Origin of the sequence: Planomonospora sp. ID82291, assembly GCF_015711645.1 — a bacterium.
Taxonomy (GTDB): Bacteria; Actinomycetota; Actinomycetes; order Streptosporangiales; family Streptosporangiaceae; genus Planomonospora.
Window position 1 is genome coordinate 637,904 of record NZ_JABTEX010000004.1, and the last position, 19,331, is coordinate 657,234.

Sequence of the window (19,331 nt, forward strand, 5' to 3'; positions counted from 1 at the left end):
AGGGTTCGTCCCCACCCGTCCGGTTGCCGCCGGTGAGATCTCGGGAGGTGGTTCGGTGGCGGATGCACACCCGGAAGGGGCCGAGGGGGCGCCGCCCCGCCGCCGGCCCGCCCGGTTGCCGCACGGCGGCGTCCGGCCGCTGCTGGCGGCGGCGCTGGTGGCCGCTCTGGGCACGGGCGCGTCGGTGACCGCCGGTGCCGCCCTGCACCAGGCCCAGGAGCGCACCGCCGAGCAGGCGATGGATCAGCGGACCGCCCTGGTGCGTGCGATCGTGCAGGCCGAGACCCGCCGCTACGCCGACACGCTGGCCGAGGTGGCCGCCGCGACCGGGGCGTTCGAGGAGCTCACCGCCGCCAAGTTCACCCGCTTCACCGCGTCGGTTCCGGACCTGCGCCTGGCCGGCGCCACCTCGATCGTCTTCCTGGTGGCGGCCACCGACGACCGGATCCCCCGCGTGCAGGACCACTGGCGCACCCGCGGCGTGCCGGACCTGGTCCTGCGGCCGCACGGCCGCGGACACGAACACGTCTTCGTGGTCTTCCACCGGTCGATGCAGCCCGGCGCCCGGCCGACGCCGGGGCTCGACGCCGCCCAGGCTCCGGAACCGGCCAGGGCACTGGAGGAGGCCCGCCGCACCGGCCGCGTCACCGTCTCCGACGCCTACCGGCTGCTCATCGACCGGGACCTGCCGCCCGAACGGCGGCAGAGGTCGCTGGTGATGACCGCCCCGGTGCACGGGCCCGCGGGGCAGGACGGGCCCTTCATCGGCTGGGTGTCGATGGGGGTGCGGGGTCAGGACTTCGCCGCCGCCGCCCTGCACCGGATCGCCGAGGGCCGCATCGACGTGCGCCTGGCGGCCCGGCAGGCCGACGGCCGCCTGGTGCCGCTGGCCGCCATCCCCGCGGCGGGACCGGAGCATCTCCCGCGCGACCTGCACCGCGTCACCGACGTCCGGATCGGCCAGCGCTCCTGGCAGTTGCGCATCGACGCCTCCAGTGCCGCCCTGCCCGGCGCCGCCAGCCCGCTGCCGGTCGTGACGGCGGCCGGGGGGAGCACGCTGAGCCTGCTGCTGGCCGTCCTGGTGTTCACCCTGGCCGGCGGCCGGGCCCGGGCGCGCGCACAGGTGCGGGAGGCCACCGCCGCCCTGCGGGCCGAGCACGCCGCGCTGCGCGACGCCCGCGACGAGCTGGCCGGGCACGAGACCTACCTGAGGCAGGTCTTGGACGCCATCGAGGTGACCGTCGTCACCTGCGATGCCGACGGGGCCCTCGTGCACCTCAACCAGATCGCCCGCGCCGTGCTGTCGCCCGACCCGCCGCGGACCGTCGCGGAGCTGTCCTCCCGCCTGCCCCTGCTGCGCGCCGACGGCACTCCGCTGCCGTGGGAGCAGACCCCGCTGATGCGGGCCCTGGACGGGCACGACGTCGACGGCCTGGAGGCGGACGTGACGACGCCCGACGGCGCCCGGCGCACCCTGATCCTGCACGCCCGGCCGCTGCGGCGCACCGACGGGCACCTCATCGGGGCGGTCGTCTCCTCCTACGACATCACCGCCCTGCGCGAGCACCAGGCCGAACTGCAGGCCTTCGCCGGCGTCGTGGCCCACGACCTCAAACGCCCGCTCAGCGCGATGCGGGGCCTCGCCGAACTGGCCCGCGACAGCCTCGGCGACCTCGGCGCCGGCCTCGACGCCGGCGCGGACGCCGACGCCGGCCTCGACACCGGCACCGGTGCGGAGGCCGGTGCCGGTGGGGTCCCGCAGCGGCGGGCCGTGGACGAGGCGATCGCGGCCCTGGCCCGCGAGCAGGCTCAGCTCCTGGACCGGATCCTGTCCGGGGCGGCGCAGATGACCCGCCTGATCGGGGACCTGCTGGCCTACGCCGCCGCCCGCGACGCCGCGCTGCATCCGTGCCGCATCGACCTGACCGCCCTGGCGCGGGAGGTCGCCGACGAGCACCTGGCCGCCGTCGACCTGGCCGGTACGGCGCCGCGACTGGACGTCCGGCCGCTGCCCGAGGTGTGCGCCGACCCGTCACTGGTCCGGCAGCTCCTCGACAACCTGATCGGCAACGCTCTCAAGTACACCCCGCCCGGACGCCCGGCTCAGGTGGAGGTCACCGCCCGTCCGGCTCCGGACGGCTGGGCCTGTGTCCAGGTGGCCGACCGCGGGATCGGCATCCCGCCGGGCGAGCATCACGCGATCTTCACCAGCTTCCACCGCGCCGCCCAGTCCTACAGCGGCACCGGCCTGGGACTGGCCATCTGCAAACGCGTGGCCGAACGCCACGGCGGCGCCATCACCGCGACCGACAACCCCGGTGGCGGCGCCCGCTTCACCTTCACCCTGCCCGCCGCCCCGCAGGACGAGGACGCCGGGGTCAGACGGGTTCGGTGACGTGGCGCAGGAGGGCGGCGATCCGGCGTTGCGCGCGGGCCGTGCGGCTCTTGACCGTGCCCAGCGGCAGGCCCAGCTCCCGGGCGATCTCCGCCTGGGTCATGTCGTCGTAGTAGGCCATCCGCAGCACCCCCCGCTCGTCGGGGTGGAGCAGGGCGAGGGCCCGCCGTACCTGGAGGCCGAGCCACTCCCGCTCCAGGCAGGGCGGTTCGGCGGTCAGGTGCGCGGCCTCGTCGAGGGCGACCCGCCCGACGGCGGCCCGGCGCGCGTCACGGTGGACGTCGCGGGCGGTCCGGCGGACGATCGCGTACAGCCAGGGCAGCGGGTCCCGCTCCTCGTCGAACTCCGGAGCCGCCCGCCAGGCCCGGACGAGCGCCCGCTGGACCGCCTCGGCGGCCAGGTCCGGGTCGCCGAGCAGGCGCAGCGCGGTGGCATGCAGCCGTGCCGCGTACCCGGCGTACAGCTCCGCCAGCGCGGTCTCGTCCCCGGCGCGGAAACGCCGGGCGAGCGCCCGGCCGGTCTCGTTCATGGTCACCGTCAACCCTCCATCGGCCTCGCCCATGGTGGGACATGAGTCCCTCTCGCTTCCGCGTCCTTCTGCACAGTGCGGAACCGCCTGGCCGCCCGGCGCGGTACTGCAGGGCGTCAACGACACGCGCACGAGAAGGAAGAGACCATGGAACTCAGGAAGACCTCCCTCCGCGCCGCCGCGCTGGCGGGCCTGTCGGTCCTCGCGATCGCGGGCCTGCCGGGCACCGGCCAGGCCCGGGCCGCCGCCGGGTCCGTCGCCCTGCAGGGGACGAAGCTCGTCTACGTCGCGGCCCCGGGCGCGAGCAGCAGCGCCGGCATCAACCTCTTCAACGGGGAGACCGCCGTCTTCGACACCGCGCCGCTCACCGCGGGAGCCGGATGCCGTCAGCTCACCCCGAGGGCGGTGGCCTGCGGGACCGCCGTCACGGAGTTCACCGCGACGCTGGGGGACATGAACGACAGCCTCAGCGTCGGCGCCCGGATCAACGGCACCGTCGACGGCGGGGACGGCCAGGACGGCTTCCTCGCCGGCACGACGTCGGCGAGCCCTCGGGCGATCACCTTCATCGGCGGCGCCGGGACCGACACCGTCTCCTACAGGGGCAGCGACCTGTCGGTGCGGGTCAGCCTGGACAACGTCGCCGACGACGGCCGCAACATCGACTCCGACGACATCCGCAGCGACGTGGAGAACATCGTGGGCACCCCGCACGGCGGCGACGTCCTGGTCGGCAACTCGGGCAAGAACGTGATCGACGCCGACGCGGGCCCCGGCGACAGACTGCTCGGACTGGGCGGCCCCGACCGGCTCCTCGCCAGGGACCTGGACAGGGAGACCGAGCTGAACTGCGGCACGGGCGGGGGCGACGAGGTCGTCATGGACGAGATCGACCCCGATCCGGCCGGCTGCGAGCTCGTCCGGAAGCTCTGATCGGCGGCGGAGCCGGAAGCTCTGATCGGCGGCGGAGCCGGAAGCTCTGATCGGCGGCGGAGCCGGAAGTCCCGCTCAGCGGCGGAGGACCTCCTCCAGCCGCTCGATCCCGGCCCGCCGGGAGGCCTCGACCGTCTCGGCGAGCCGCCGGGCCGCCGGGTTGAGGCCCTCCTCCCGCTCGGTGGCGGCCAGCTCGATCGCACCCCGGTGGTGGTCGATCATCAGCTCGGCGAACCTCCGGTCGAACTCCGCCCCTTCGGCCCGCCGGAGCCCGGCGATCTCGGGCCCGGTGGCCATGCCGGGCACGCCGGTCCCGCCGCGGCCGCCGGGGGAGGCGGTCTTGCCCCAGGCCGCCAGCCAGCCGGTCATCGCGGCGGTCTCCGCGCCCTGGACGCGGACGATCTCCGCCGCGAGCGCCGCGAGTCCCGGGTCGGCGGCCCGGGACGCGGCGAGCCCGGCCAGCTCCACGGCCTGCTCGTGGTGCGGGATCATCATCCGGGCGAACGCCACGTCGGCGTCGTTGAAGTCGGTCGTCGGCTGCGCGCTCGCGGCGGGCGCGGGAGCCGTCGTCCCGGCGCGGGGGGTCGGCTCCGGGACGGCGCCGCCTCCGCAGGCGGTGAGCAGGACCAGGGCGCAGGACCCCGCCAGCGAGGCGGCCACGGCGGCCGCCGGCGTGCCGGGCGCGGTGCGGGGGGTCACCGCGCCGGTCCCAGCTCGGACAGGAGCGCGGTGAGGGCCGGGCCGAGCGGGGCGTCGAAGCGCAGGAGCGCGTCGGCGTCGCCCCGGGTCGGCCCCCGGTTGACGATCACGACGGGCACGGCGTGCTCGGCGGCGCGGCGGACGAACCGGTAGCCGGACATCACCGTCAGCGAGGACCCGAGGACCAGCAGCAGGCCGGCCCGCTCGGTCAGCGCGTAGCACTCCTGGACCCGGGGGCGCGGCACGTTCTCCCCGAAGAAGATCACGTCGGGTTTGAGCAGGCCGCCGCAGCGGAGGCAGTCCACGACGCGGAAGGAGTCGATCCGGTCGTCGGCGAGGACGGCGTCGCCGTCGGGGTTGACCGCCTCGGCCCGGGCGTCCCAGTCCGGATTGGCCGCGTGCAGGCGGCGGTCGAGCAGGTCGCGGGGGGTGCGCTCACCGCAGGACAGGCAGCGGACGCGGTCGAGGCCGCCGTGCAGCTCGATCACGTCCCGGGCGCCGGCGGCCTGGTGCAGGCCGTCGACGTTCTGGGTGATGATCCCGGCGACCAGTCCGCGGCGCTGCAGCTCGGCGACCGCGCGGTGACCGGCGTTGGGGGCGGCGCGGGCGATGTGCCGCCAGCCCAGGTGGCTGCGCGCCCAGTAGCGCCTGCGGGCCGCCGCGCTGCCGGTGAACGCCTGGTAGGTCATCGGCTCGGCCCGCCGCCTGCGGCCGGTCTCCCCCCGGTAGTCCGGGATGCCGGACTCGGTCGACAGGCCGGCCCCGCTGAGGACCACCGCCTCGCCGTCCGAGACGAGATCGGCCAGCAGCCGGAGCCGGCGGCCGGAGTCCGCGCCCGACCGGCCGGGCGCACCGCAGGGCGCACCGCCGGGCGCGCCGTCGAGCACGCTGCCGTAACCCTCGTCCCCCACCCGAGCCACCTGTCCATGATGCCTGATGTCCGCATCCGGTCGAGCCGCACTTCGGGAGTGGCCGTGCCCGCGGGGCCCGTCGCGAAGTACGATCGACCAATGACCGAAATGACCGAAACCGCGTCCGGTTGGCTCTCTCCCGACGAACTGGAGGCGGCGCGCGCGCGGATGCCGATCCTCTACGTCGACGCCGTGCCGGTGCGGGTCGACGACACGGGGGCGGTCACGCACGTCGGGCTGCTGCTGCGCATCGGATCGGACGGGACGGTCAGCCGCGCCCTGGTGTCCGGGCGGGTGCTCCACCACGAGCGCGTCCGCGACGCGCTCCTGCGCCATCTGGAGAAGGACCTCGGCCCGGTGGCGCTGCCCCGCGTCCCGGCCACCCCGCAGCCGTTCACCATCGCCGAGTACTTCCCGACGCCGGGCGTCACGCCGTACCACGACCCCCGGCAGCACGCGGTCTCCCTGGCGTACGTCGTCCCGGTCGCCGGGGACTGCAGTCCCCGGCAGGACGCCCTCGACTTCGCCTGGTTCACGCCGCGGGAGGCCGCGTCGCCGTCGGTGCTGCAGGAGATGTCCGGCGGGCAGGACGTCCTGCTGAAGCAGGCCCTCGCGCACGTCGGCCGCCTGCCCTGACGGTGCGGGCGCGGGCGGGCGCCTCCGTCCGGCGGCGCGTCCCCGCGCCGCCGTGCGGCTACCCTGGGGCGCGATGAACCGCCTGACGACTCCGCGGGGCGACCTCGCCCTCGCCCGCTTCCCCGACGACCCCCGCGACCCGCTCCGCGCCTGGGACGCCGCCGACGAGTACCTCCTGCGGCACCTCGACGGCGCCGCCGGAGGACCCGGCGGGGAGACCGGCGGCTTCTCCGGCGGGCCGGTGGACCTGTCGGGCGCCGTGGTCGTGGCAGGGGACCGGTGGGGCGCGCTGACCACCGCGCTCGCCGGTCACCGCCCCGTGCAGATCACCGACTCGTTCCTCACCCAGGAGGCGACCCGGGCCAACCTGGAGCGCAACGGGATCGGCGCGGGCGCGGCGCGGCTGCTGTCGACCAGGGACGCCCCGCCGGACCGGATCGACGTGCTGCTGGTCCGGGTGCCCAGGAGCCTGGCGCTCCTGGAGGACCTGCTGCACCGGCTCGCGCCCGGCGTGCACGCCGGGACCGTCGTCGTCGGCGCGGGGATGGTCACCGAGATCCACACCTCGACGCTGCGGCTGTTCGAGCGGATCCTCGGCCCGACCAGGACGTCGCTGGCGGTGCGCAAGGCGCGGCTCATCCTGTGCACGCCCGACCCCGGTCTGCCCCGGACCCCCAGCCCCTGGCCCAAGAGCTACGAGCTGCCCGGCGGGGTGGGGCCGGCCTCGGGCCTGACCGCCGTCAACCACGCGGGCGTCTTCTGCGCCGACCGCCTCGACATCGGCACCCGGTTCCTGCTCCGGCACCTTCCGCGGCGCCGGGGGCCCGAGCGCGTCGTGGACCTGGGCTGCGGCAACGGGGTGGTCGGGACGGCCGCGGCGCTGGACAACCCCGAGGCCGAGGTGCTGTTCGTCGACGAGTCCCACCAGGCGGTGGCCTCGGCGGAGGCCACCTTCCGGGCGAACGCCGGGACGCGCGCCGCCGCGGGCACCGTACCGGCGACCGGACCGGGGCCGGTGACCGGTCCGGCGACGGGTACGGCGGCCAGGGCGGAGTTCCGGGTGGGCGACGGGCTGTCCGGCGTGCCGCCCCGGACGGTCGACCTGATCCTGAACAACCCGCCGTTCCACACCCACCGGGCCACGACCGACGCCACGGCCTGGCGCATGTTCACCGGATCGCGCGCCGCCCTGCGCCGCGGGGGCGAGCTCTGGGTCGTCGGCAACCGGCACCTGGGCTACCACGCCAAGCTGCGCCGGCTCTTCGGCAACTGCGAGGTCGTCGCGAGCGACCCGAAGTTCGTCGTCCTGCGGGCCGTCAAGCGCTGACCCCCTCCGGCCGGCCCGGTTCCCCGGCCGGGGCGATCACCTCGACGCTGCCGCGTCCCCCGTCGACGCGGATCCGGTCGCCGTCGCGCACCCGAGCGGTGGCGTTCCCGGTGCCGACGACGGCGGGGATGCCCAGCTCGCGCGCGACGATCGAGGCGTGCGAGAGCGGCGCGCCGACGTCGGTGACGACCGCCGCCGCCCGGGGGAACAACGGCGTCCAGCCCACGTTGGTCACGGCCGTCACCAGGATCTCTCCCGGCCCGAGCCGGTCGGCCTGCTCCATGGAGGAGATCACCCGGGCGGTCCCCTCGACCACCCCGGCCGCGCCGGGGAAGCCGGTGACCGTCTCCGGCGCGGGCGCCACCGGCGCGTGGGAGTCGAAGACGTCGCCCCGGCGGCCGGGGTCGGCGGCCCACCGCTCCGGGTCGAACCGGCCGCGGATGACGCCCGGGTACGGCGGCAGCGACCGGTAGTGCTCGTAGGCCGCCCGCCGCTCCGCGACGCGGGAGAGCGCCCGCCGCCCGCCGCGCAGCACGTCCATGATCTCGTCGATCGTCAGGAAGAAGAGGTCGTCGCCGCACCCGGTCAGCTCCCCGGCCCGCAGGACGAAGTCGCGCAGCACCCAGAAGGAGCGGATCGTCTCCGAACGGGCCTCCTCCCGGGCCTGGACGATCGCCCCCCACCGGTCGATCCTCCGACGCAGCCGCGCGGCCCGCCGCGGGGTGCGCTCCCGGAACCTCCGCCAGGCGGCGCGGCTCACCTCGTCCTGGCGGTCCAGGAGCTCCACCGGGTCGACCGTGGCGGCGGCGAGCAGCCTGTCGATCCACTCCGGGTCCTCTCCGGGGCGGGGGGCCGAGAGCTCGAACTCGTCCGGGCAGCGGTGGCCGTGGCGCCGGGCGAAGGTCTCCCGGTCGATCTCCCCGCGCTCCAGGCGCGCCAGGCCGAGCAGCGGCCCGAGGCTCTCCAGGCGTCCGCCGCCGACCCGGATCCCGGACGTCAGCGCGTTGGCGTCCTCCTCCCCGACCAGCCGCACCAGCCTGCCGTGGAGGAAGACGAGCGCGCCGGCGTCCTGGCGGCCCGCGGCGGCCAGCATGCGGCTGCACTCGTGGAAGTACGGCTCCACCCGGTCCCGCCAGAGCGCGGGCAGGTCCTCGGCGGCGGCGATCTCGGCACGCAGGGCCTCGGCGCGCGCGGTCGCGGTCGCGAGGAACTCCGGGAGCCTGCGGACGTACCCGCGCAGGGCGAGGCGGCCCCGGATGATCGGCAGCGACTCCCGGAGGATCCGCAGGCGCGGCATCGGCAGCGGCGGGGGAGCGAGCGACTCCGGTATCCGGCCGAAGACCGGCTCCTGGGCGGCCCGGAGCCGCCCGCCCATGCCCAGGGCCGTGGCGAGCGCGGCCGTCACGCTCAGGTTCATGTAGAACCTGCCGCCGATGTTCCCGCACAGGGGGTGGCCGCCGAGCTCGGAGAAGATCATCGCGTCGGCCATGAACACCCGCACGGCCGACCACGTGCACGGCGTCATGACGCTCGGGATCGCCTCGCCCAGGTTGCCGTTGGTCCACAGGTAGTCGCCCCGCAGGGAGTCGTTCCACTCCTCGCGCCGCCCGGTGATCGGCCGGGCCTGCAGGATGTACGGCCGCCCGTCGTGCAGCGCCCACTCGACGTCCACCGGGTGGCCGTACAGCTCCTCGATGCGCAGCCCGAGGTCGGCCAGCTCCAGCGCCTGGGCCGCCGACAGGACCGGCCGGTCGCGCAGGCCGGGCGGGACCGGCTCCTCGCGGGTGCCGCCGGGCGCGCGCACGGTCATGACGGCCTTGGACGCGACCGTCTCGGCGACGACCGTGCGGCGGTCGCGGTCGATCGTGAACGTGTCGGGTGTGACCAGGCCGCCGACGACCGCCTCGCCCAGGCCCCAGGCGGCGTTGACGGTCAGCCGGCCGCGGTCCTCGGTGAACAGCACGCCCGACGCGTCGGCCGGCACGAGTTCCTGGACGACGACGGCGAGGGCCACCTGGTCGCGGGGGATGCCGTGGCGCTCGCGGTAGGCGATGGCCCGCTCGGTCCACAACGAGGCCCAGCAGCGCCGGACCGCGTCCAGGAGCTCTTCGGCGCCGCGGACGTTCAGGTAGCTCTCCTGCTGGCCGGCGAAGGACATGCCGGGCAGGTCCTCGGCGGTCGCCGACGACCGGACCGCGACCGGGACGTCCCCGCGGTCCCCGCACAGACTCCGGTAGGCGTCCCGGACGTCGCCGGCGATGCCGTCCGGGACCGCGTGGGCGGCGAAGAGCGCCGCGATCTCGCCGGCCCCGCCCGCCAGGATCCGCTCCCGCAGGCCGTGCCGGGCCGTGAAGCCGCGGTAGGCGGCGGTGGTGACGTGGAACCCGGGCGGCACCGGCAGCCCGGCCCGGGCCAGGCGGGCCAGGGACTCGCCCTTGCCGCCCACGGTCGCCAGGTCGGCTCCGGGGGCGTCGAGCGGAAGGGTGTTCACAGGCTCTCCTCCAGCTTCCTCCGGGCGATCTCCAGGGCCCGGTCCAGATAACGCGCGGTGGCCTCGGCCACCTGCGCGGCGCTCTCGGGGGCGACGGGCCGCCCGGACCCCAGGGTCCGCTGCACCGTCTCGGCGAGCAGGGCGGCGCGCCGCTCGATGTCCAGGCCGAACGGGGCGGGCGGTGCGGGGATGTGGAAGAACCCGTAGAAGGCGGTGGCCATCACGTTCTGCTGCTCGGCGGGGGTCAGGTCGGACCGGACGAGCCCGTGCTCCTGCAGGACGCGGAGGTAGGCGGCGAACGCGGTGAACATCGCCTCGGCGGCCTCCGGGGCGGTGTGCTTGTGCCGCAGCAGGCCGCCGAGCACCTCCCTCTCGCCGAGCAGCAGCGCCTTGAGCAGCGGGCGCCGGAGCATCTCCAGCGCCAGCCGCCGGACCAGGCCGCCCACCGGCTCCGGGCGGCCGGCGGTGTGCAGCCGTACGGCCTCCAGCATCAGCACCCGCTCCCGGCGGAGCAGCGCCGTGAACAGCGCCTCCCGGCTCTTCCAGTGCAGGTAGAGCGTGCCCTTGGCGACGCCGGCGTGCCGGGAGACGTCGTCGAGGGTCGTCTTGTCGTAGCCCCAGCGGGCGATGAGCTCCGCCGCCGCGTCCAGGATCCGCTCCGCCCGCGCTCGGCGCTGCTCCGGCGTCCGCCGTCGGCGATCGGAGGACTCGGCTGTCATGACACCACCTTTCAGATAGATGACTGAATATATGCATCCAGTCATCTATTCGACAAGGCGTCGCGGTGAATCCCGGCCCGCCGCGGACCGGGGCGGGCCGGGAACGCGAGGACGGCACAATGGGAGGCATGCCCCGACGCAGCCCGCGGCCCCGCCAGGCCGTCCCCGGATCCGCCGCCCCCTGCCCCTGCGGGCTCCCCGCGCCCTACCGGGACTGCTGCGGGCGGCTGCACCGGGGGGAGGCCGCCGCGCCCACCGCCGAACTGCTCATGCGCTCGCGGTTCAGCGCCTTCAGCGTCGGCGACGCGGACTACCTCCTGCGCACCTGGCACCCGTCGACGCGCCCGCCCGCGGTGGAGCTCGACCGGGCGCTGCGCTGGACGGGCCTGGAGATCCTGGAGGCCACCGGCGGGAGCGCCTTCCACACCGAGGGCACCGTCCGCTTCCGCGCCCGCTACACCGAGCGCGGCCGGGCGGGGGAGATGGAGGAGCACAGCCGCTTCACCCGGCACGCGGGCGCGTGGGTGTACGTGGGCGCGCTCCCCGCCTGAGGACCGGCGCCCGCGGGCGCGCACCGGTCTGCGGACCGGGACGCGCCGCGACACGCCCCCCGCTCCGGAGACCGGAGCACCGCGGGCGGACCCGGCGGCGGCGCGCCTCGCTCCGGAGACCGGAGCACCGCGGGCGGACCCGGCGGCGGTGCGCCCCGCCTGCGGGTTTCTGTCGGTCGTATCCGATTGGATCCCTGCTGTGGACGTTTCCGTCGAACACCTGGTGCACGTCCGCGAGGACGGCTACACCGTCGCGCGGATGAGCGCCGAGGGCGTGCCGGACCTCATCGCCTCCGGCCGGGCCCTGGCCGGCATCCAGCCCGGGGAGTCGCTCCGGCTGGTCGGCTCCTGGGGCGAGCACCCGCGCCACGGTCGGCACTTCGCGGTGGACGGCTGCGAGCGGGTGGCCCCGGCCACGGTCCGGGCCATCCGGGTCTACCTCGGCTCGGGCCTGATCCGCGGCATCGGGCCGCGGCTCGCCCACGCCATCGTCAGCCACTTCGGGGAGGCGACGCTGGAGGTCATCGACGCCGAGCCGGAGCGGCTCAGGGAGGTCGTCAACATCGGGCCCGCCCGGCAGGCGCAGATCGTCCAGGCCTGGGAGGAGCAGAAGGAGATCGCCGCGCTGATGGCGGTCCTGCAGGGGTTCGGGGTCAGCCCGCTGCTCGCGGCCAAGATCTACCAGGTGTACGGCGCGGACTCCGGGCAGGTCCTCGCCTCCGACCCCTACCGCCTCATCGGCCAGGTCCGCGGCATCGCGTTCGGCACGGCCGACCGGATCGCGCTGAGGTCCGGCGTCCCGGAGGACAGCCCGGAGCGGATCGGCGCGGCGGTCCTGGACACCCTGGAGACCGCGGGCGCCCGCGACGGGCACTGCTACCTGCCGCTGGACGTCCTGGTCGGCAGGGCCGCCGAGCTGGTCGACCAGGGCCGGGAGCCGGTCCGCCGGGCCGTCGACGCGCTGCGGGCCGAGCGTCGGGTGGTGGTCGAGGCGTCGCCCGACGACCCGGAGCGGACCGTGGTCTACGCCCGGCACGTGCACGGCCGCGAGATCGGCCTGGCGGCCCACCTGACCAGGCTCTGCCAGGCCCCCTCGGCGCTGCCCGCGCGCACGTGGCCGGAGGACCCGGGCCTGCACGAGGAGCAGCGGGCGGCCGTGGCCATGGCGCTGACCAACACCGTGTCCGTCCTCACCGGCGGCCCGGGATGCGGCAAGAGCCACACGGTCAGGGCCGTCGCCGCCGCGGTGCGGGCGGCGGGCGGCACGGTGACCCTGGCCGCCCCGACGGGCAGGGCCGCCAAGCGGCTGTCGGAGCTGACCGGGCTGCCCGCCATGACCGTGCACCGCCTGCTGGCCCGCCGGCCGGACCCGGAGCCCGGCACGCTGTTCACCGAGACGCCCGCCCAGGCCGACCTGGTCGTGGTCGACGAGGCCTCCATGCTGGACCTGCACCTGGCCACCCGCCTGGCCGCGGCCGTCCCCTCGGGCAGCCACCTGCTGCTCGTCGGCGACGGCGACCAGCTGCCGAGCATCGCGCCCGGCAACGTGCTGGCCGACCTGCTGCGGGTCGAGGCCGTTCCGCGGACCCGGCTGACGCACGTCTTCCGCCAGGCGGCGGAGAGCGGGATCATCCAGGTCGCCCACCGCATCCGGGCCGGCCGGGTGCCCGACCTCCCCGGCCGCCGGGGGTTCTGGTTCGAGGAGGTCGACGATCCCGGCCAGGTCGCCGAGCGGGTGGTCCACCTGGCGACGGCGGCGATCCCGCGCAAGCAGGGCGTCGACCCCGGCCAGGTCCAGGTCCTGTGCCCGATGCGCAGGGGCGCGACCGGGACCGTCGAGATCGGCCGGATGATCCAGGAACGGCTCAACCCCGCCGGCGAGGGGAAGGAGGAGCACTGGTCGGGCGCCTCGGTCTTCCGGACCGGCGACCGCGTCATGTCCGTCCGCAACGACTACGACAAGGGCGTCTTCAACGGGACCACCGGGACGGTGACCGGGATCGTCCGGCAGGACAGGCTCCTGGAGGTCCGCACCGACGACGGCGAGAGCGTGCGGTACGGCTTCGGCGAGCTCGACGAGCTGACCCACGCCTACGCCGTCAGCGTGCACCGCTCCCAGGGCAGCGAGTACCCCTTCGTGGTCGCGCCGATCGTCGCCGAGGCCGGCGGCGTCATGCTGCGCCGCAGGCTGCTCTACACCCTGGTCACCCGGGCCCGGTCGTGGGTGGTCCTCGTCGGGCAGCGCGAGGCCCTGGAGACGGCGGTCCACCGGCTCGGGCACCGCCGCAACACCGGGCTCGCCCGCAGGCTCGCGCTGAGCCTGCGGGGCTGAGCGCAGGAGGGCCGCTCCTTTACCCGATCGTCACCTTCTTCCGGTCAACTGCGGCGACCGCGCACCGATAGGGGACGTATCCGACCCGCAGAAGGAGAACCCGCAGGCCCGCGCCGTCCGCCGGCCCGCACCCCTCCCCGTCACCGTTGCCGACCTCCCTTCCCGCCGTGCCGTCCGGGCACGCGGGCGGGAGTCCCGGCAGGCCACCAGAGAGATCATGATGCAGAGCCTCTTCGCGGCGGCCCGTACCGGCTCCCGCTCTGCCGGCCGCCCGCAGGCCTGGCTGGTCTTCCTCGTGCTGGGAGGCGTGGCGGCGGCGACCGCCCCGTTCGCGGCGGGGACGTCACCGGTCCTGGAGACGTTGTCCTGGGTGCTGCTGCCCGGCGTCTCCGCGGTGGCCGTCCTGACCGGGATGCGCCGCAACGGCCTGACCGGCTCGGGCCCGTGGCGGCTGATCGGCACCGGCCTCCTGATCACGCTGCTGGCGAGCGCCCTCGGCTGGGGCGTCGGCTGGGTCTGGCTGAGGAGCCCCCTGCTGCTGGGCCTCTACCAGGTGAGCACGCTCGCCGCGTACGGCTTCGCGCTGATCGCGCTGATCATGCTGAGCCTGCGGACCGCCGGCCCCCGCTGGGCGGCGCTGCTGGACGCCGGCATCATCACCATCGGCGTGGCCATGCCGCTCTGGACGCTGCTCATCGGCCCGGTCACCGACCGGGCCGTGCACATCGACACCGACCTGGTCTTCGCGCTGGCGCTGCCGGCCATCGACCTGTTCATCATCGGGCTGGTGGTCCGCCTGGCCCTGGACAGCGGACGGGTGCCGGGGCTGAGCCTGCTGAGCGCCTCCTACGCCGCCATGTTCCTCTCCGACGTCGTCTACCTGCTGAACCAGGCCTCGAGCGAGGTGTACGGCGCCGTCTCCACGGCCTGCTGGCTGGGCTGGGGCGTCCTGACCGGCGCGGCCATGCTGCACCCCAGCATGTCCGCCGCGGGCCGGGCGCAGGAGCCCACCCCCCTCAGCCGGGCGCGGGTGGCCGTGCTGCTGGTGCTGGCCCTGGCGCTGACGCTGCTCAGCCCGCTGGTCTCCGTCGTGGTCCCGATGTTCACGGGCGTCGGCGCGGTCGTGGGGCCCCACGGCAGCAGGGCGGTCACGCTGCTGACCGTGCTGCTGGCCGTACTGCTGGTACTGCGGCTGAGCACCGTCGCGTGCGTGAGCCTGGCCCAGGCGGCCGACCTGCGCGTGGCCCTGCACCGGCAGGACGCCCTGCAGCGCAGCCTGTCCCACCGCGCCTCGCACGACCCGCTGACCGGGCTGGGCAACCGCACCCTGCTGGGCGAGGCCCTGCACACCGTCATCACCGCGCACGCCGCGACCCCCGGCGCCCCCCACCCGGCGCTGCTCCTGCTGGACCTGGACGCGTTCAAGGACGTCAACGACACCTACGGCCACCCGGTGGGCGACGAGGTGCTCACCGTCGTGGCCCAGCGGCTCCGCGACCTGGTCGCCGGCGAGCACATCCTGGCCCGGCTCGGCGGCGACGAGTTCGCGATCCTGCTGCCCCGCGCCGAGACCGGCGAGGCGATGGCCGTGGCCCAGCGGATGCTGGAGACCGTGCGCTCCCCCTACCTGGTCGACGGCCGCGAGCTCTACCTGACCACCAGCATCGGCGTCCTGGCCGGCACCGTCATCGCCACCGCCTCCGACGCCCTGCGCGACGCCGACCTGGCCCTGTACGAGGCCAAGGCCGCCGGAAAGAACCAGATCATCGTCTTCGACAGCGAGCTGCGCGCCCGGCGCCTGCACCACGCGGAGCTCGCCGTCGGGCTGCGCCAGGCGCTGGCCCGGGAGGAGTTCACCCTGGCCTACCAGCCCGTCGTGGACCTGACCTCCGGCACGATCTACGCGGTGGAGGCCCTGCTGCGCTGGACCCCGGCCGGCGGGCGGCCCATCCCGCCGGACGTGTTCATCCCCGTCGCCGAGGACACCGGGCTGATCGTCGAGATCGGGCGCTGGGTCCTGAACCAGGCCTGCGCCGACGCGCAGCGCTGGCACGAGCGGTACGGCATCGCCATGACCGTCAACGTCTCCGGCAGGCAGTTGCGCGAGCGCGCGTTCCGGGACACGGTCCTGGAGGTCCTGGCCCGCTACGAGCTGCCGGAGAACGCGCTGACCCTGGAGGTCACCGAGAGCATGCTGCTGGCCACCACCGCCGCCGAGACCCGCCGCATCGTCGAGCTCCTCGCCGAGCTGCGCACCCACGGCGTGCGCATCGCGCTGGACGACTTCGGCACCGGCTACTCCTCGCTGGCCTACCTGCGCACCCTCCCGGTGGACATCCTCAAGATCGACCGCTCGTTCACCGCCCCGCTCACCGACACCGACCCCCACCAGGCCCGCGCCTTCACCAAGGCCATCGTGGAGCTCTCGGCCAGCCTGGGGCTGTCCACCGTCGTCGAGGGCGTCGAGTCCCGGGAGCAGGCCACGCTCCTGCAGCAGATGGGCTGCCCGCTGGCCCAGGGCTACCTGTTCTCCCAGCCCGCCCCGGCCCGCGCGATCGACGACATGCTCCAGGTGGCCGTCTCGCAGTCCGCCGCCTGACGCCCCACCGTTCTCCGGGGACGCCGGACCGGACCGGCGTGCAGGGGAGACCCGGTCCGGTCCGGCGTGCGGGGGATCGACCGCCGCGAATGAAGGCCCCCGGGGTCCCGGGTGGGTCGGGGAGCGGTTCCCCGGGCCGCCGAATCCGGGCGCGGAGCACGCCGCTATGTCAGAGAGCGCTCTCAGACGGCTATTGACGGGAGTGGCCTCACGGGGTCAGGATCTGCGCAGTGCGGATCACGGGGGAGCCGCCACGCCCTTGTGCCGCACCTCGAGAACGGACCCTCGATGACCACATCTCCCGCTCGATCGCGCACCGGGAGGCGCAGGCTCGCCGTGCTGGCCGGCCTCGCCGTCCTGGCCTCCGGAGTCACCGGGACGCCGAGTGCGGGCGCCGAGTCCGCCAAGGATCGCCGGCCGGTGATCGGAAAACCCTCTCTGGACGCGCGCGGCTGCGCCCGCATCGACAAGAGCCTGCCCGCCCTCGCCGACTGGCCGAAGATCGACAGCAGGATCAAGCGCAACCCGCTGGACGAGAGGCGGATCGCGAAGATCGTCGCCGGTATGACCCTGGCCGAGAAGGTCGGCCAGATGACCCAGCCGGAGATCGCGGCGATCACCCCGGAAGAGGTCAAGCAGTACGCCATCGGCTCGGTGCTCAACGGCGGCGGCTCCTGGCCCGGCCGCGACAAGCACGCCGCGCCGAAGGCCTGGCTCGACCTCGCCGACGCCTACTGGGAGGCCTCTGCGGCCACCCGGACGAAGATCCCCGTCATCTGGGGCATCGACGCCGTCCACGGCAACAACAACGTCCACGGTGCGACGATCTTCCCGCACAACGTCGGCCTGGGCGCCGCGCAGGACCCCTGCCTCATCCGCGACATCGGCGCGGCGACGGCCCGGCAGATCCGGGCCACCGGCCAGGACTGGGCCTTCGCCCCCACGCTCGCCGTCGTCCGCGACGACCGGTGGGGCCGCACCTACGAGGGCTTCTCCGAGGACCCCCGGATCGTCCGCGCCTACGGCTACGAGGCCGTCAAGGGCCTGCAGGGCGGCCACCCGTTCCGGATCGGCTCCGGCGGCGTCATCGCCACCGCCAAGCACTTCATCGGCGACGGCGGCACGGTCAAGGGCGTCGACCAGGGGGTCAACCCCTCCTCCGAGGCCGAGATGATCAACCTGCACGGCCAGGGCTACTACGGCGCGCTGGCGGCCGGCTCCCAGACCGTGATGGTCTCGTTCAACAGCTGGACGAACGAGGAACTCGGCATCGACGAGGGCAAGCTGCACGGCAGCAGGCGCGCGCTGAGCGAGATCCTCAAAGGGAAGATGGGCTTCGACGGCGTCGTCGTCTCCGACTGGAACGGCATCGGCCAGGTCGCCGGGTGCACCAACGCCGGCTGCCCGCAGGCGATCAACGCGGGCATCGACGTCGTCATGGTCCCCAACGACTGGAAGGCGTTCATCGCCAACACGATCGCCCAGGTCGAGGGCGGTCAGATCCCGATGGCCCGCATCGACGACGCGGTCACCCGCATCCTGCGGGTGAAGCTGCGGGCCGGCGTGCTCGACGGCCGCAAGCCCTCCCAGCGGGCCCACGCCGGCTCGGCCGACGCGCTGGAGGACCGGCGGCTGGCCCGGGAGGCCGTGCGCAAGTCGCAGGTCCTGCTGAAGAACAACGGCAAGGTGCTCCCGCTGGCCAGGAACTCCAAGGTCCTCGTGGTCGGCAAGAGCGCCGACAGCCTGCAGAACCAGACCGGCGGCTGGAGCCTCACCTGGCAGGGCACCGGCAACACCAACGCCGACTTCCCCAACGGCACCACGATCCTCGGCGGCCTGAAGGAGGCGCTGGGCGAGGCGAACGTCACGTTCAGCGAGACGGCCGACGGCGTCGACCCCGCGGCGTTCGACGCGGTCGTCGCGGTGATCGGCGAGACGCCGTACGCCGAGGGCGTCGGCGACCTGGCCCGGCGCTCGCTGGAGGCCGCCAAGCTCTACCCCGGCGACCTGGCCGTGCTCGACAAGGTCACGGGCAAGGGCGCCCCGGTGGTCACCGTCCACGTCACCGGCCGCCCGCTCTGGGTCAACAAGGAGCTCAACCGCTCCGACGCCTTCGTCGTCGCGTGGCTGCCGGGCACCGAGGGCGGCGGCGTCGCCGACCTGCTCGTCCGGGGCCGCCACCATCAGGGCTACACCGGCAGGCTGCCGTACTCCTGGCCGAAGACCGCCTGCCAGACGCCGCTCAACGCCGGCGACGCGGGCTACGACCCGCTCTTCCCGCTCGGGTACGGCCTGCGCTCCGGCCAGGCGAGCTCCATCGGCACGCTCGACGAGACCGCGCCGGAGTTCGGCTGCGGCTCCACCGGGGGCGGCGGCGAGGCGACCGAGGACCTGGAGATCTTCAACCGGACCGACGTGGCGCCCTACAAGGGCTTCATCGGCTCGGCGGAGAACTGGGGCGGCACCGAGATCGGCCCCGACGGCCAGGCGGCGCACGCCGAGATCGGCGTCGTGCAGTCCGACGTCAACGTGCAGCAGGACGGCCTGAAGGCGACCTGGACCGGAACCGGCCCCGCGCAGATCTACCTGCAGAACCCGGCGGGCGGCACCGACCTGCGCGGCTACCTCAACTCCGACGCCGCGCTGGTCTTCGACACGATCGTGCACCGGGCCCCGGCCGCCAGGACCGTCATCAGCACCCACTGCGTCTACCCGTGCCTGGCGGAGGTCGTGGCGACCTCCCTGTTCACGGGGCTGCCCGCGGGGACGAAGGCGACGGTCAAGATCCCCGTCTCCTGCTTCGCGGCCGGGGGCCTCGACCTGGAGAACGTCAACACGCCCTTCCTCGTCTACACCGAGGGCGCCTTCTCGGCGTCGTTCGCCAACGTCCGCTGGGTCCCGAAGGCCGCCGCGGACCCGGACGCGAGGAAATGCTCGGATCTGAGCTGACCGACCGGGACACCCGGAGGTCCGGCCCGGCCGGACCTGAGCCGGCGGATCCGGAGTCCCGGACCTGAGTCCCGGACCTGAGCCGGCGGATCCGGACGCGCGGATCTGAGCCGGCCGGCCCGGACCTCCGGACCTGAGTCGGCCGGGGAGGGAGAGGTCCCCTCCCCGGCCCCGCCCGTCGTCCCACCGCCGGGAACGGGCCTTGCGGAGCGGGCGGATCATGGTCACGATCGGCGTGACACGTCCGACGGCGCCGCGGG

The 19,331-nt window shown here is 74.9% G+C and carries 13 protein-coding genes; 8 read left to right on the forward strand and 5 right to left on the reverse strand.

Going from position 1 to position 19,331, the window contains the following annotated elements:
* The first annotated feature begins 55 nt into the window (after positions 1 to 55).
* Complete coding sequence (locus tag HS045_RS27280; RefSeq protein WP_196454328.1) at positions 56 to 2,395, forward strand: ATP-binding protein; 2,340 nt, start codon at positions 56 to 58, stop codon at positions 2,393 to 2,395.
* Here the strand turns inward: HS045_RS27280 and HS045_RS27285 are convergent.
* Positions 2,379 to 2,924, reverse strand: coding sequence for an RNA polymerase sigma factor (locus HS045_RS27285; protein ID WP_230884980.1), 546 nt, complete (start codon positions 2,922 to 2,924; stop codon positions 2,379 to 2,381). The two genes, HS045_RS27280 and HS045_RS27285, sit on opposite strands and share 17 nt — an antisense overlap.
* Positions 2,925 to 3,071: 147 nt before the next feature.
* On the opposite strand from HS045_RS27285, the gene HS045_RS27290 reads away from it, so the two are divergent.
* Positions 3,072 to 3,857 (forward strand): hypothetical protein, encoded by a 786-nt coding sequence (locus HS045_RS27290; RefSeq protein ID WP_196454330.1) that lies wholly within the window; start codon positions 3,072 to 3,074, stop codon positions 3,855 to 3,857.
* Between the two features lie 75 nt (positions 3,858 to 3,932).
* Here HS045_RS27290 and HS045_RS27295 read toward each other — a convergent pair whose 3' ends face one another.
* Entirely contained in the window at positions 3,933 to 4,556 is a 624-nt protein-coding gene (locus tag HS045_RS27295; RefSeq protein WP_307827746.1) for a DUF305 domain-containing protein, read from the reverse strand.
* Positions 4,553 to 5,365 (reverse strand): NAD-dependent protein deacetylase, encoded by an 813-nt coding sequence (locus HS045_RS27300; protein ID WP_196454502.1) that lies wholly within the window; start codon positions 5,363 to 5,365, stop codon positions 4,553 to 4,555. Before HS045_RS27300 ends, HS045_RS27295 begins: the two co-directional genes overlap by 4 nt.
* A 201-nt stretch (positions 5,366 to 5,566) precedes the next feature.
* On the opposite strand from HS045_RS27300, the gene HS045_RS27305 reads away from it, so the two are divergent.
* Positions 5,567 to 6,103: an NUDIX hydrolase family protein gene (locus HS045_RS27305; RefSeq protein WP_196454331.1), complete on the forward strand. Its 537-nt coding sequence runs from the start codon at positions 5,567 to 5,569 to the stop codon at positions 6,101 to 6,103.
* Positions 6,104 to 6,176: 73 nt separating this feature from the next.
* Entirely contained in the window at positions 6,177 to 7,430 is a 1,254-nt protein-coding gene (locus tag HS045_RS27310; protein WP_196454332.1) for a methyltransferase, read from the forward strand.
* On the opposite strand, the gene HS045_RS27315 is transcribed toward HS045_RS27310, so the two are convergent.
* Entirely contained in the window at positions 7,420 to 9,921 is a 2,502-nt protein-coding gene (locus HS045_RS27315) for a PEP/pyruvate-binding domain-containing protein (RefSeq protein ID WP_196454333.1), read from the reverse strand. The genes HS045_RS27310 and HS045_RS27315 overlap by 11 nt on opposite strands.
* Positions 9,918 to 10,640, reverse strand: a complete 723-nt coding sequence (locus tag HS045_RS27320) for a TetR/AcrR family transcriptional regulator (protein ID WP_196454334.1) — start codon at positions 10,638 to 10,640, stop codon at positions 9,918 to 9,920. The genes HS045_RS27315 and HS045_RS27320 overlap by 4 nt, the downstream gene beginning before the upstream one ends.
* Before the next feature lie 128 nt (positions 10,641 to 10,768).
* On the opposite strand from HS045_RS27320, the gene HS045_RS27325 reads away from it, so the two are divergent.
* The 4 genes from HS045_RS27325 (at position 10,769) to HS045_RS27340 (ending at position 19,071) form a co-directional block, all read left to right on the forward strand.
* Positions 10,769 to 11,191 (forward strand): YchJ family protein, encoded by a 423-nt coding sequence (locus HS045_RS27325; RefSeq protein WP_196454335.1) that lies wholly within the window; start codon positions 10,769 to 10,771, stop codon positions 11,189 to 11,191.
* Positions 11,192 to 11,390: 199 nt separating this feature from the next.
* Positions 11,391 to 13,523, forward strand: coding sequence for an ATP-dependent RecD-like DNA helicase (locus HS045_RS27330; RefSeq protein ID WP_307827748.1), 2,133 nt, complete (start codon positions 11,391 to 11,393; stop codon positions 13,521 to 13,523).
* 217 nt (positions 13,524 to 13,740) lie between these two features.
* The gene (locus tag HS045_RS27335; RefSeq protein WP_196454336.1) at positions 13,741 to 16,122 is read left to right on the forward strand and encodes a bifunctional diguanylate cyclase/phosphodiesterase; all 2,382 of its coding nucleotides are present in this window, start codon (positions 13,741 to 13,743) and stop codon (positions 16,120 to 16,122) included.
* Between the two features lie 288 nt (positions 16,123 to 16,410).
* Positions 16,411 to 19,071 carry an exo 1,3/1,4-beta-D-glucan glucohydrolase gene (locus HS045_RS27340; protein WP_196454337.1) on the forward strand — a complete coding sequence of 887 codons (2,661 nt, stop codon included), beginning with the start codon at positions 16,411 to 16,413 and terminating at the stop codon, positions 19,069 to 19,071.
* The last annotated feature ends 260 nt before the right edge of the window (positions 19,072 to 19,331 follow it).